12 protein-coding genes are annotated in these 11,948 nt (G+C 60.0%); 7 read left to right on the plus strand and 5 right to left on the minus strand.

Annotated elements, in window-relative coordinates:
* Window positions 1-458: 458 nt before the first annotated feature.
* From msrQ to JQ863_RS00015, 4 genes are all read right to left on the minus strand, one after another.
* Window positions 459-1,058, minus strand: coding sequence for a protein-methionine-sulfoxide reductase heme-binding subunit MsrQ (gene msrQ / locus JQ863_RS00005; RefSeq protein ID WP_204114998.1), 600 nt, complete (start codon window positions 1,056-1,058; stop codon window positions 459-461).
* 1 nt (window position 1,059) lies between these two features.
* Window positions 1,060-1,269, minus strand: coding sequence for a GDCCVxC domain-containing (seleno)protein (locus JQ863_RS19405; RefSeq protein WP_239113177.1), 210 nt, complete (start codon window positions 1,267-1,269; stop codon window positions 1,060-1,062).
* Window positions 1,266-2,165, minus strand: a complete 900-nt coding sequence (gene msrP, locus JQ863_RS00010) for a protein-methionine-sulfoxide reductase catalytic subunit MsrP (protein ID WP_204112295.1) — start codon at window positions 2,163-2,165, stop codon at window positions 1,266-1,268. The genes JQ863_RS19405 and msrP overlap by 4 nt, the downstream gene beginning before the upstream one ends.
* 119 nt (window positions 2,166-2,284) lie before the next feature.
* Window positions 2,285-3,772, minus strand: a complete 1,488-nt coding sequence (locus JQ863_RS00015) for an FMN-binding glutamate synthase family protein (protein WP_204114999.1) — start codon at window positions 3,770-3,772, stop codon at window positions 2,285-2,287.
* A gap of 245 nt (window positions 3,773-4,017) precedes the next feature.
* Between JQ863_RS00015 and JQ863_RS00020 the strand changes: the two genes are divergently transcribed.
* The 3 genes from JQ863_RS00020 (at window position 4,018) to JQ863_RS00030 (ending at window position 6,843) form a co-directional block, all read left to right on the plus strand.
* Window positions 4,018-5,130, plus strand: a complete 1,113-nt coding sequence (locus JQ863_RS00020; protein ID WP_204112296.1) for a THUMP domain-containing class I SAM-dependent RNA methyltransferase — start codon at window positions 4,018-4,020, stop codon at window positions 5,128-5,130.
* A 125-nt stretch (window positions 5,131-5,255) separates the two neighbouring features.
* Entirely contained in the window at window positions 5,256-5,654 is a 399-nt protein-coding gene (locus tag JQ863_RS00025; protein ID WP_204112297.1) for a hypothetical protein, read from the plus strand.
* The gene (locus JQ863_RS00030) at window positions 5,647-6,843 is read left to right on the plus strand and encodes an HlyD family secretion protein (RefSeq protein ID WP_204112298.1); all 1,197 of its coding nucleotides are present in this window, start codon (window positions 5,647-5,649) and stop codon (window positions 6,841-6,843) included. Before JQ863_RS00025 ends, JQ863_RS00030 begins: the two co-directional genes overlap by 8 nt.
* Window positions 6,844-6,925: 82 nt before the next feature.
* On the opposite strand, the gene clpB is transcribed toward JQ863_RS00030, so the two are convergent.
* Window positions 6,926-9,541 (minus strand): ATP-dependent chaperone ClpB, encoded by a 2,616-nt coding sequence (clpB, locus tag JQ863_RS00035; protein WP_204112299.1) that lies wholly within the window; start codon window positions 9,539-9,541, stop codon window positions 6,926-6,928.
* A gap of 209 nt (window positions 9,542-9,750) precedes the next feature.
* On the opposite strand from clpB, the gene JQ863_RS00040 reads away from it, so the two are divergent.
* From JQ863_RS00040 to pyrF, 4 genes are all read left to right on the plus strand, one after another.
* Complete coding sequence (locus JQ863_RS00040) at window positions 9,751-10,014, plus strand: hypothetical protein (RefSeq protein ID WP_204112300.1); 264 nt, start codon at window positions 9,751-9,753, stop codon at window positions 10,012-10,014.
* Between the two features lie 27 nt (window positions 10,015-10,041).
* Window positions 10,042-10,758, plus strand: coding sequence for a methyltransferase (locus JQ863_RS00045; protein WP_204112301.1), 717 nt, complete (start codon window positions 10,042-10,044; stop codon window positions 10,756-10,758).
* A gap of 133 nt (window positions 10,759-10,891) precedes the next feature.
* Window positions 10,892-11,167, plus strand: a complete 276-nt coding sequence (locus tag JQ863_RS00050) for a hypothetical protein (protein WP_204112302.1) — start codon at window positions 10,892-10,894, stop codon at window positions 11,165-11,167.
* A gap of 77 nt (window positions 11,168-11,244) precedes the next feature.
* Window positions 11,245-11,940: an orotidine-5'-phosphate decarboxylase gene (gene pyrF, locus JQ863_RS00055; protein ID WP_204112303.1), complete on the plus strand. Its 696-nt coding sequence runs from the start codon at window positions 11,245-11,247 to the stop codon at window positions 11,938-11,940.
* Window positions 11,941-11,948 lie beyond the last annotated feature (8 nt).

Genomic DNA, 11,948 nt, shown 5'->3' on the forward strand with positions numbered 1-11,948 from the left:
TGCAAACGTCGATCCGTCGAAAAACGAAACCAAACCGCCCACATATCTCTTCAGATATTCAACAATGTCAAAAAGCGTTGAGACAAAATCAACCGGAAGCGCCCTAGTCTTGTTTGGCGCAACCCGCGTCAGTTACCACAGTAGTTGTTGCCTCGCTTCCCTTCGAAGCGTCCGCTTCGTCGTTCCGTCTGGCGTCCCGTTAGCGCCTCAGCGCCGCCGGTGAGGGGGTATTTACGGATTGCCGCCGGGACCCGCAAGGGCTTTTTTCAAAAAACTTTCACTTTCTTCGATTTTTTTGATTTTTCGTTTAAATTCAATGGATAAGCTATTGCCGGCGTGACCATGGTCAAGCTTAGCGCAATTTTCTTTCGCGGAATCGGGGGTGGTTTGAAACGCAATGACCGGGACTCTCCCCAAGTCACGCTAGGGCACCCCAGGAATCCTTGTGAAAGTGGTCCTCAGGTCAGTCGCACTCGGCGTTTTGGGGCTAGTCGAAGTCCAAGCAATCCCAAAATCACGGCAAGGTACAGGATCGGTTCCCACTGAAATCCCTTCACCAGCATCAGGAAATGCACCCCGCCCAGAATCGCGACGAGATAGACGAGCCTGTGCAACCGGCGCCACGAGCTTCCAAGGCGGCGCACCGACCAGTTGTTCGAAGTGGCCGCCAGCGGAACCATCAGGACGAGGCCTGTCATTCCAAGAGTGATATAGGGGCGCTTCAGGATGTCCCCCCAGATCTGAGCCACGATCTGAACGTCGAGGATCAGCCAGACACAGAGGTGAAGGAAGATGAACCAGAAGGTCACAAGTCCGATCGCGCGGCGGAACTTCAGCAGGTTCAGCCCAAGATACCGTCGCATTGGCGTGATGGCGAGACCAAGGATCAGCATCTGCAGCCCCTTCTCGCCCAGCGCATGTTCCATCACCTTGACTGGGTCGACGCCAAGCGCACCATTCAGCCCCTGCCACAACAACCACGCCGGCCAAAGCGCAGCCACAGCATAGATCGGCCAGACGGGAAAGCGGCGCAGGGTGCGGTTCAGCGCGTCGACCATGTCAGCCACAGCATTGCCCCAACTGAACAGGCGGGCATGGCACGTCGCCAAAAGAGCAGAACACACAACAGTCACCCGGCGCCGGACGCATCAGATGGCCGCAATCCGCACATGTGTGAAAGAACATGCACATGTCTGTCGGCATCTCGTGGCGGTCCGTGTGCCCGCACCGTGGGCAGGTCAGGGTGGATATGAGGATGGGCGCGCTCAATAGTACTTCTTCAAATCCATGCCTTCATAAAGCGCCATGACCTCTGGCCCGTAGCCATTGAACATCAACGTCGGCTGACGCTTGGCCAGAAGGCCGCCACCGATCACACGCTCTGAGGCCTGGCTCCAGCGCGGATGATCCACATTCGGGTTCACGTTGGAATAAAATCCATATTCGCGGCCATTGGCCTTGTTCCAGCTGGTTGGCGGCTCTTTGTCGGTCAGCGTGATCCTGACCACCGACTTGATCGACTTGAAGCCGTATTTCCACGGCACCACCAGACGCAGCGGCGCACCGTTCTGGTTCGGGATTGCCTTGCCATAGATACCCGTCGCCATGAGTGTCAGCGGGTGCTGCGCCTCATCCAGCCGCAGCCCTTCGACATAGGGCCAGTCCAGAACGGCATACTTCTGACCGATCATTTCCTCGGGACGGTAAAGAGTTTCGAAGGCGACGTATTTCGCGCCGGACTGAACCCCGGCGAGATCCAGCAGGTCTTTCAGTTCAAAACCGTTCCAGGGAATGACCATGGACCATGCCTCGACACAGCGGAAACGATAAATTCGCTCCTCGATCTGCATCTTCGCCATGATGTCCTTGAAGGCATAGTCGCCCGGACGATCCACCATGCCGTCGATCCGCACCGACCACGGGTCGGTCGTCAGCCGGTGGGCGTGTTTGACCGGGTCGCCCTTGCCGGTCCCGAATTCATAGAAGTTGTTGTAAGAGGTGATGACCTCCCAACTGTCTGGCTTGGGAGAATCCGCGCTGGCGCCCCCGGCCATCGTCGCCAGCCCTGCGCCAGCCATGCCAGCCACTAACTGGCGGCGGTTCAGCCAATGTGCCTCGGGTGTCACATCGTCATGTGTCAGCGTGTTCTTCCAACGAAAGGCCATGGTCACTCCTCAAACCGGCAGGCAAATCCTGTCTTGTTTCTCGGCCAGTTCAGCCTGTCTTGCAATTAACAGGAAGTCACGTTCCTGTGCCGGACTTGAAACAACCGACGGTTCCACCATTACGGGGGCGCGTTATAGGACGGATGGATCTTGTTCATCGGAACCGAGCGGCCGTTGGGCTGCACCAGTCGCACGTGGCGGCGGCGCATCTGACGGGGTTCGCTGACGCCGACCGAATGGGCGATGGTCTCGACCTCTTTGATAATGGCCTTGGCGTAATTGGCGACGCGCTTTTCCTTGACGCTGGCAACCAACCCCTTTTGCAGGGACGGGTCATGTGTGGTGATCCCGGTAGGACATGTGTTCTTGTTGCACTTCAGCGCCTGTATGCAGCCCAGCGCGAACATGAAGCCGCGCGCCGATACGACAAAATCCGCCCCTGCTGCCAGCGCCCAGGCCACGTCGCCGGGATTGACCAGCTTGGCCCCTGCGATCATGCGGATACGTTCTTTCAACCCGAACTCGTCCCGAAGGTTCACCACCAGCGGCAACGCCTCGCGCACGGGCATGCCGACGAGATCCATCAACGGCATAGGCGCCGCGCCGGTGCCGCCTTCGCCGCCATCGATCGTGATAAAATCGGGGGCCGAGTCCCGGCCCCTGCGCGCAATGGTTTCAAAGAACTCTCGGAATGTCTCTTCGGTTCCCACGACGGTCTTGATTCCGACAGGCTTGCCAGTGACCTCGCGGATACGGGCAATCATGTCCAGAAGATCGTCATAGTTCTCGATCTCCTTGTGGCGGTTTGGCGATATCCCGTCCTGCCCGACCTCAAGCCCACGGATCGCCGCGATCTCGGCGTTTACCTTGGAGCCCGGGAGGATGCCGCCCTTGCCTGGCTTTGCGCCCTGACTCATCTTGATCTCGAACATGCGCACGGCTTTGATCGCAGCCACTTCGCGCAGCTTTTCGTCGCTCAATTCACCGTTGGCATCCCGCACCCCGAACTTCGCGGTGCCAATCTGATAGACAAGGTCACAGCCCCCTTCCAGGTGAAAGGGGGACAGCCCGCCCTCACCCGTGTTCAGCCAGATCCCGGCCTGCGCAGCCCCCCGGCTGAGCGCAATCACCGCCGGCTTCGAGATCGCCCCAAAAGACATGCCCGAGATGTTGAAGAAGGAAGGCGCAAGATAGGGATGGCGGGCACCGGGTCCGATCAGCATCGGTTCGGTCGATGCGAACTCGTCATCCAGCGGCGGGAACGGGTCATTTACGAATATCGGCGTGCCCACAACTTCAAGGCTGCGGGTAGACCCGAAGGCGATGGTGTTCGATTTCCCGGCGCTGGCTCGATTGACCCAGTCCCGTTGAGCGCGGTTGAACGGCAGTTCCTCGCGGTCCATGGCAAAGAAGTACTGCCGAAAGAACTCTCCCAGCGCCGTAAAGATGTGCCGGAACCGCCCGATCACCGGATAGTTTCGCCGAATTGCATCACCGGTCTGAAGCCGATCGGCGACGAACATCACCAGCACGCCCAGCGCAATCAGTCCAAAGATCACAACAAAGATCAGGGCAAGGAATTCGACTATGTCAAAGGCTTGTTCCATCATGGCAATCTGTCCATCAATCCAATTGTTCAATCTGCGGACGCCTTACGGATTCCGCATCCCGCTGCGACGGGTGTGTGCCGACTGTGCGCCCACTCTAACATGGCGGCAAGAAAAGAAACCGGCGGGTTACCGCATTCTAGAGAAGGATTGCCAGGTCTTGTCGATTACCCTCCGGCAATGACACCCCCGTACAATAGTGATTTCTGTCGAACCCGCCTGACTTTGACGCTAAACCGAACGACATGAACAACACACAAGACATGGACATCTTTCTGGTCGTCGCGCCGGGGTTGGAAAACGCTCTGGCCGAAGAAGCGCGTGACGGCGGGTTCGATGTGACCGAAGTGATCCCCGGCGGCGTCACCGTGCGCGGCGATTGGACCGAAGTCTGGCGCGCCAACCTGACACTCCGAGGCGCGACACGCGTGCTGGCGCGGATCGGATCATTCCGTGTCTTTCACCTGGCTCAGCTCGACAAGCGATCGCGCAAGTTTCCGTGGGCCGATGTGCTTCGGCCCGACCTGCCATTTCGGGTCGAGGCGACCTGCCGCAAGTCCAAGATCTATCACGCCAAGGCAGCGACCCAGCGTATCGAACGCGCAATCGCGGAAACACTTGGGGCACCCGTTTCTTCAGAAGCAGAAATCGTGGTGAAGGCCCGGATCGAAGACGACCTCTGCACTTTCTCGATCGACACGTCGGGCGAGTCACTGCACAAGCGCGGCCACAAACCCGCCGTAGGCAAAGCGCCGATGCGCGAAACGCTGGCAGCGCTGTTCCTGCGCGACTGCGGTTTCGACGGATCCGAACCGCTGGTTGACCCGATGTGCGGTTCGGGGACATTTGTGATCGAGGCAGCCGAAATCGCAGCGGGACTTCAACCGGGCCGTAGCAGGCGTTTCGCGTTCGAAAACCTGGCCACGTTCGACAGCGGTGCATTTGGCGCACTGAAGACCAAAGACCAGCGCAGCCCACCTGCCATGTTCTACGGATTTGACCGCAACGACGGCGCCATCGCGTCGTCGCGCAAGAACGCTGAAGCCGCTGGGGTTTCAAACATTTCGACCTTTGCCATGCAGCCGATTTCCGATCTGTCCCCACCCGATGGGCCACCGGGCTTGGTAATCGTCAACCCTCCCTATGGCGCGCGTATCGGCAACAAGAAACTGCTGTACGCGCTTTATGGAACCCTGGGGAAAACCTTGACCGAGCGGTTTTCCGGTTGGCGTGTCGGCATCGTGACCAGCGAACCATCGCTGGCAAAAGCTACCCAGCTTCCGTTCCTGCCACCCGGTCCACCCGTCGCCCACGGCGGGTTGCGCGTGAAGCTGTGGAAGACCGCCCCACTCCGCTAAACCGATCCTTTGCTTGCGGACATCACCGTGGACGGGTGAGCGTGATCGCTCTAAGAATACTTCAGATTGATCGGTGCGCCGCCTCGTGCGGTGCCAATAGCATATTAACAGGGACGGACTTTGACATGAGTGCAGAACAAGGCGCTGGACACAGCGCGCCAAATTGGTTTGTGCCACCGGGCGAAGGGGATTTCTACGCGGTGGTGGCTTTGGTCTTCATGATTGGCGCCCTCTACCTGATCGTGGTGCTTTACGCCGCTTTCGATCGCTGGGCCGAGCATCAGTCCCAGGGCACCCCATTGGCCAAGACGATCCCGACGATGCTGGCCATTGCGCTGCTTTACGAAATTTTCCCGCTGGACCATTTCAGCGTGTTTCTGCCCCTCAGCGCCATCCTGATTGCGCTGATGGCGGATTGGTCCCGGTTCCATCTGGGGGTGCATTCGACCCCACATGACAACACCGCAAACGACACGGGCGCCGACGATGCCACCCCAAAAGAGGAGCCCGCGCCCAATGTTTGAGCTTCTCTTTACATCTTTCCCGGCTGTCCTTCGTTACCTTTACCTGAAGAAGCGCGGGCTGCCGATCACGGTCTGGACCATGAAGACCGCCGTTTTCACATGGGCAATCCTCGCCTTCAGCCTGTTCCTGCTGATCTTCTATTTTCACCCCAAAACCTATGCAGGGGTGGTGCCGTTCCGCACCGTGTCCGTGGTGGCGCAGACGGCTGGCCCGGTGACCGATCTCTATGTCGAGAATGGCCAGCACGTGCAGAAGGGCGATCTTCTGTTTCGGATCGAGAACAGCGCCCAGACCGCCGCCCTTGCGGAGGCCAAGGCCCAGCTTGACCTGATCAAGGCATCCGAGAAAAAGGCGCAGGATGCCGTAATCGTCGCCCAGGCATCGGTCGATTCCGTTAACGCACAATTGCTGCGCCACAAGGATGACCTGAAGGATGCCGAAACCCTGGTCAGCCGCGGGGTCGGTCGCGCCGACGAGGTGGTCCGCCTTCGCGCGCTGGTCGCGTCGACCGAGGCTGAACTCAACGCGGCAGAGGCCCAGCTTGATCTGGCGCGCATCGATGTCGAACAGACGTTGCCCGCCCAGATCAAAGCCGCACAGACGGCCGTCGACAAGGCGCAGGTGGCGCTTGGGTTCACCGAGGTCCACGCTTTCACCGACGGCACGATCACACAATTGTCGCTTTGGCCCGGCAGCCCCGCCACGACCATCGTTCTGCGTCCGGCCATGGTAATCATCCCCGACCGGCCCGAGGACGTGCCGGTCCGCGTCGCCGCCGGGTTCAATCAGGTTGCGCGCGGGCAACTTTATCCGGGTATGCCCGCCGAGATCGCCTGCGACAGCAACGCCAGCCTTTCCTTCCGCAACACGGTGATGCCCGCCCGCGTCCACTCGATCCAACCGGCGGTGGCCTCTGGCCAGATCATCCCGAAAGAGGACATCGTCGATGTGGCCCAAAGGTTGCAGCGTGGTTCGGTTTTGGCCATGCTCGAACTGGAATATCCCGAGCACGAGGCGATGCTCTTGGACGGGTCGGGCTGTATCGTTCAGACCTACACTGACAATCTCAGTGGCGTCGGCGGCCATATCATCGCCGCGACCGGCATGATCAAGGCTGTTGGCCTGCGTCTCAAGGTCTTTGGCGCGATCCTGACCGGCGTCGGCCTTGGCGGAGGTGGCGGGCACTGACCCCTCGACGCGCGAAAACGAAACGCCGCCCAATGACGGGCGGCGTTTTTTGTTTCTGCTTCCGGGGAAGCTTGCGGCGCGCTTAATGCACCACAGCGTCGTCGGGTCGTGGCCGGTCGGTCGTGCCCAGCCGATCCCCGATAATCAGGCCGTCGGCCCCGGCAGAGACCGGGACAGTGTCGCCGTCCTTGATCTCTCCGGCCAGAAGCGCCTCGGCCAGCGGGTTCTGCAACGCGCGCTGGATCACCCGCTTCAACGGACGCGCACCAAAGACCGGATCATAGCCCTCATCCGCGAGCCACGTCCGTGCGCCCTCGTCCAATTCGATCGCGATCTTGCGGCCAGCCAGACGTTTTTGCAGGCGCGCCAGCTGAATATCGACGATCCCGTCCATATCCGCGCGCTGAAGCCGGTCGAAGATGATGGTTTCATCCAGACGGTTCAGGAACTCGGGACGGAAATGTGCCCGCACCGCGTCCATCACGTCGCGCTTGGCATCGGACGCGTCCGCGCCGTCGGGCAGCTGGCTGAGCGCCTGCGCCCCAAGGTTCGAGGTCAGGATGATCAGCGTCTGCTTGAAATCAACCGTCCGACCCTGACCATCGGTCAGAACCCCGTCGTCAAGCACCTGCAACAGCACGTTGAACACATCCTGGTGCGCCTTCTCGACCTCGTCGAACAGCACAACCTGATAGGGACGCCGCCGCACTGCTTCGGTCAGCACGCCACCCTCGTCATAGCCGACATAGCCCGGAGGCGCCCCGATCAGGCGGGCGACCGAGTGTTTCTCCATGAATTCGGACATGTCGATACGGACCATGGCGTTGTCATCGTCGAACAGGAACTCGGCCACGGCCTTGGTCAGTTCGGTTTTGCCGACACCGGTCGGCCCGAGGAACAGGAATGACCCCAGAGGACGGTTTTCATCGTTAAGCCCGGCACGCGCACGGCGCACGGCGTTGGCGACAGCGGTGACTGCACTGTTCTGGCCGATAACCCGACGATGCAGGTCATCTTCCATGCGCAACAGTTTTTCACGCTCGCCTTCCAGCATCTTCGAGGTCGGGATACCTGTCCAGCGCTCGACCACCTGGGCGATCTGTTCCGGGCGGACAGCCTCTTCAACCATCATGTCGCTGTCGGCTTCCTCTGCCTCAGACAACTGCTTTTCAAGCTGCGGAATCACGCCGTAAGACAGCTCTCCGGCCTTGGCCAGATTGCCTTCGCGCTTGGCGATATCCAGTTCCGCGCGGGCATGGTCCAGCTTTTCCTTCAGATCGCGGGCCGAGGCCAGCTTGTCCCGACCGGCCTGCCACTGGGCAGTCATCTCGGCGGACTTGTCCTGAAGGTCAGCCAGGTCTTTCTGCAGTTTCTCAAGCCGGTCCTTCGACGCCTGATCGTCTTCCAGCTTCAACGCCTCTTCTTCGATCTGCATCTGCAAAATCTGGCGGTCGAGTGCGTCCAGTTCTTCGGGCTTGCTGTCCACTTCCATACGCAGCCGCGATGCGGCCTCATCCACAAGGTCGATGGCCTTGTCGGGCAGGAAACGGTCGGTGATGTAACGATGGGACAGGGTCGCTGCCGACACCAACGCGGAATCCGAGATCCGAACGCCGTGGTGAAGCTCGTACTTCTCCTTGATGCCGCGCAGGATCGAGATCGTATCCTCGACGGTCGGTTCCTCGATCATCACCGGCTGGAAACGGCGGGCAAGCGCTGCGTCCTTCTCGACGTATTTGCGGTACTCATCCAGCGTCGTCGCGCCGACACAATGCAATTCACCCCGTGCAAGCGCAGGCTTGATCAGGTTTGCGGCATCCATCGCGCCATCGGTTTTGCCCGCGCCAACCAGCGTGTGCATCTCATCGATGAACAGGATGATTTCACCTGCTGCCTCGGTCACTTCGGTCAGAACCGCCTTCAGGCGTTCCTCAAACTCTCCACGGTATTTCGCGCCGGCGATCAGCGCGCCCATGTCGAGCGCCAACAGTTTTTTGTCGCGCAAACTTTCGGGCACGTCCCCGTTGACGATCCGCAGAGCCATGCCTTCGGCAATCGCGGTCTTACCCACGCCAGGTTCCCCAATCAGGACCGGGTTGTTCTTGGTCCGACGGCTGAGAACCTGCATCGAGCGGCGAATCTCGTCATCCCGCCCGATAATCGGGTCGATCTTGCCTTCGCGTGCGGCCTCGGTCAGGTCTCGGGCGTATTTCTTGAGCGCATCGTACCCTTCTTCGGCAGACGCGCTGTCGGCGGTCCGACCCTTGCGAATGTCATTGATCGCCGCATTCAGCGACTGGGCGTTGACCGCCCCCGCCTCAAGCGCGTCTTTGGCTTTCGATTTCACCATGACAAGCGCCATCAGGATACGCTCGACCGGGACAAAGCTGTCGCCAGCTTTCTTGGCCAGCTTCTCGGCCTCGTCCAGAACTTTGGCGGTGGAGTTATCCAGATAGGGCTGGCCGGTGTCGCCACTGACGCGCGCGATCTTACTGACCGCAAGGTCGACAGCCTCGACCACACGACCGGGCGCACCGCCGGCGCGTTTGATCAGGTTGGACGCCAACCCCTGTTCATCATCCATGAGTGCTTTTAGCAGATGTTCGGGTAGCAAGCGCTGGTGGTTTTCCCGCATCGCAATCGTCTGAGCCGCCTGCACAAATCCGCGCGACCGCTCGGTGAACTTGGAAAAGTCCATAGGTATTCTCCTTCTATCAAGCGCCCGAAATCGAGGTGCCCGTCTGCGGCACACCCCATGCTGGGCCTCATCAAGAATGTGTGAACTAACGACCGCGTGTTCAACCCTTGGCGCTTCAGGAAATCCTTACAATTGCTCCCAAGTTTCGCCCCATTTCGGTGATTTCTTAACTGCCGGGCCCAATGGTCGACCCCAAGAGGAGAGCAGTCATGTACATCACTCAGATCGAGGTTTCGGAATACCCAGCGCGCAGCGGAGAATTGCACCGGCGTGCCCATGTCCGGCTTCAGTCGGATCGCCGCCAGGTCCAGATGGATTGCGCCATTCACGAGGACGAGGCAGGGACCGGGTCTCGTCTGGCCTTCATTCGAGACGCTCTGCGTCAGGTGCGCCGCATGCCCGAATTCCGCCGCGGCACGGAAGAAATCACTTTTGCCCCGGAACTGGGCGATCAGCAGCTGTTTCTGGCCTGATCCACTCAGCATGGCTAGACTACGGGCATGACAAAGCCCGCGACAGGACATCTTGACCGGATCAGACGCCGCAGCACTTGGCGCGACATAATCGAAGGAATGCCGCAACACGCAGCGATCGCGGCCCTGATGTGGATCGGGGCCGATGCGCTGCTCGTTCGCCCGGAATCTGCGCCCCGCCTGCTTGGACTGACGGCGACGGGCTGGGCGAATGTCTCGATCACACTTGCGGTCTTGCATCAAATGGTGGTCGCGGTCGTCTTCCGCCTTCAATTACACCGCAACATGATGACCCGTCTGTTTGCAGACCGGGACATGACAGTCTGGCGCCTTGTGTTCATGCCACTGCTTATCGCCCGGCCAATCACCGTGATTCTGACGGGATGGGCGGACCCGGTTCCCATCACCGACTGGCGCAGCGCTGAAATCGTGTCGGGTGCCGTCCTGCTGGCAATTGCCATCTGGGGGATGCATTCGGTCCTGAAATACTTCACCATCCCCCGTGCATTGGGTGGCGACCATTTCCGAGATTCTTTTGCCGCGATGCCGCTGGTTCAGCAGGGCGCCTTCAAATACACGTCGAACGCCATGTACTGCATTGTATTTCTCGGGCTCTGGGGAATAGCCCTGTTGTTTGGCTCTTGGAACGCGCTTGTCCTTGCCCTGTTCCAACACGCCTTCATCTGGGTTCACATGTATTGCACCGAAAAACCGGACATGGAGTGGATCTATGGCACTCGTTGATCACGCCCTGTTTCGGCCTTGGCCAGCCACGTGACACCACGCGCGAAATGATGCCGACGCACCGATTTTCCCCGGTTGAAGACACAAAATTTCTGATTACCTGAGCCTCAGTCAACCAGTGCAGAAGGTATCAATGATGTTGGTAACGAGTGTCGAGTTTGCTGGTAAGAAGCTTGTGAACAAAGGCAACGCCGTGGTCGCCGTAGTTCTGTTTCACGCCGAAAGCGGGATCCTTCAATTGTCATGCAAAGCGCCAGTCCACGAAGGCGAATCCGAAGTGTCGCAATATGCCGCCTTGGTCAGCGACGCGATCCGCCAGATCGGGCGCATGCCAGAGTACCTGACCGGCAAGCAAAGCCTGCGGTTTGCCCCCGACGCATTGTCCCCACGAAAACTGCGTGCCGCCTGAAGGCGCAGATTTGACCCGGACCGGTTTACCGCGTATGGCCCCTTCGACCGCCACACAGCATCGAAGGGACATTTTTCATGGCCGATGACCGCCTGATCGTAGCGCTGGACGTTCCCAACGCTCTTGCCGCACTGAAGCTGACCGAAACGATTGGCGACACGGTGTCCTTCTACAAGATCGGTCTTGGTATGCTGACTGGTGGCGGGCTGGCCGTGGCCAATGAATTGAAACAGGAACACGGCAAGCGCATCTTCCTAGACATGAAACTGTTTGACATCGGCGCCACGGTCGAGGCCGCCGTGCGCGGACTGGCCCAGTTCGACCTCGACTTCCTCACCGTGCATGGCGACCCCCACGTCGTGCGCGCCGCCAAAGAAGGCGCAGCGGGCAAGGACCTGAAGATACTTGGCGTCACGATCCTGACCTCGCTTGACCGCGAAGATCTGGATGCCAGCCTCATAAAACCCGGCGATATCCGCGACCTTGTACAGGAGCGCGCCGCCCGTGCGTTCGAAGCAGGGGCCGACGGCGTCATCGCCTCGCCGCAAGAAGCTGCGATGATCCGCGCGTTGCCACAGGCCGAAGGCCGCCTCATTGTCACCCCGGGCGTGAGGCCGGCGGGTGCCGCACTGGGTGATCAGAAGCGCGTCGCCACCCCCGCCAACGCCATTGCCGACGGAGCCGACCACATCGTCGTCGGACGCCCGGTCTGGCAAGCGGAAAGCCCGCGCGCCGCAGCCGAGGCCATTGTCGCCGAGCTTGCCGAGCTCTGACCACAAAC

The sequence above is a fragment of the Shimia biformata genome (genome assembly GCF_016888515.1).
Classification (GTDB): Bacteria; Pseudomonadota; Alphaproteobacteria; order Rhodobacterales; family Rhodobacteraceae; genus Shimia_A; species Shimia_A biformata.

What these genes read in the sequence shown, in the direction of transcription:
- JQ863_RS00050 (WP_204112302.1), top strand. Translation starts at nt 10,892, where the DNA reads ATGATGTTGGTAACGAGTGTCGAGTTTGCTGGTAAGAAGCTTGTGAAC.
- JQ863_RS00040 (WP_204112300.1), top strand. Translation starts at nt 9,751, where the DNA reads ATGTACATCACTCAGATCGAGGTTTCGGAATACCCAGCGCGCAGCGGA.
- JQ863_RS00025 (WP_204112297.1), top strand. Translation starts at nt 5,256, where the DNA reads ATGAGTGCAGAACAAGGCGCTGGACACAGCGCGCCAAATTGGTTTGTG.
- pyrF (WP_204112303.1), top strand. Translation starts at nt 11,245, where the DNA reads ATGGCCGATGACCGCCTGATCGTAGCGCTGGACGTTCCCAACGCTCTT.
- JQ863_RS00045 (WP_204112301.1), top strand. Translation starts at nt 10,042, where the DNA reads ATGACAAAGCCCGCGACAGGACATCTTGACCGGATCAGACGCCGCAGC.
- msrP (WP_204112295.1), bottom strand. Translation starts at nt 2,165, where the DNA reads ATGGCCTTTCGTTGGAAGAACACGCTGACACATGACGATGTGACACCC.
- clpB (WP_204112299.1), bottom strand. Translation starts at nt 9,541, where the DNA reads ATGGACTTTTCCAAGTTCACCGAGCGGTCGCGCGGATTTGTGCAGGCG.
- msrQ (WP_204114998.1), bottom strand. Translation starts at nt 1,058, where the DNA reads ATGGTCGACGCGCTGAACCGCACCCTGCGCCGCTTTCCCGTCTGGCCG.
- JQ863_RS00015 (WP_204114999.1), bottom strand. Translation starts at nt 3,772, where the DNA reads ATGGAACAAGCCTTTGACATAGTCGAATTCCTTGCCCTGATCTTTGTT.
- JQ863_RS00030 (WP_204112298.1), top strand. Translation starts at nt 5,647, where the DNA reads ATGTTTGAGCTTCTCTTTACATCTTTCCCGGCTGTCCTTCGTTACCTT.
- JQ863_RS00020 (WP_204112296.1), top strand. Translation starts at nt 4,018, where the DNA reads ATGAACAACACACAAGACATGGACATCTTTCTGGTCGTCGCGCCGGGG.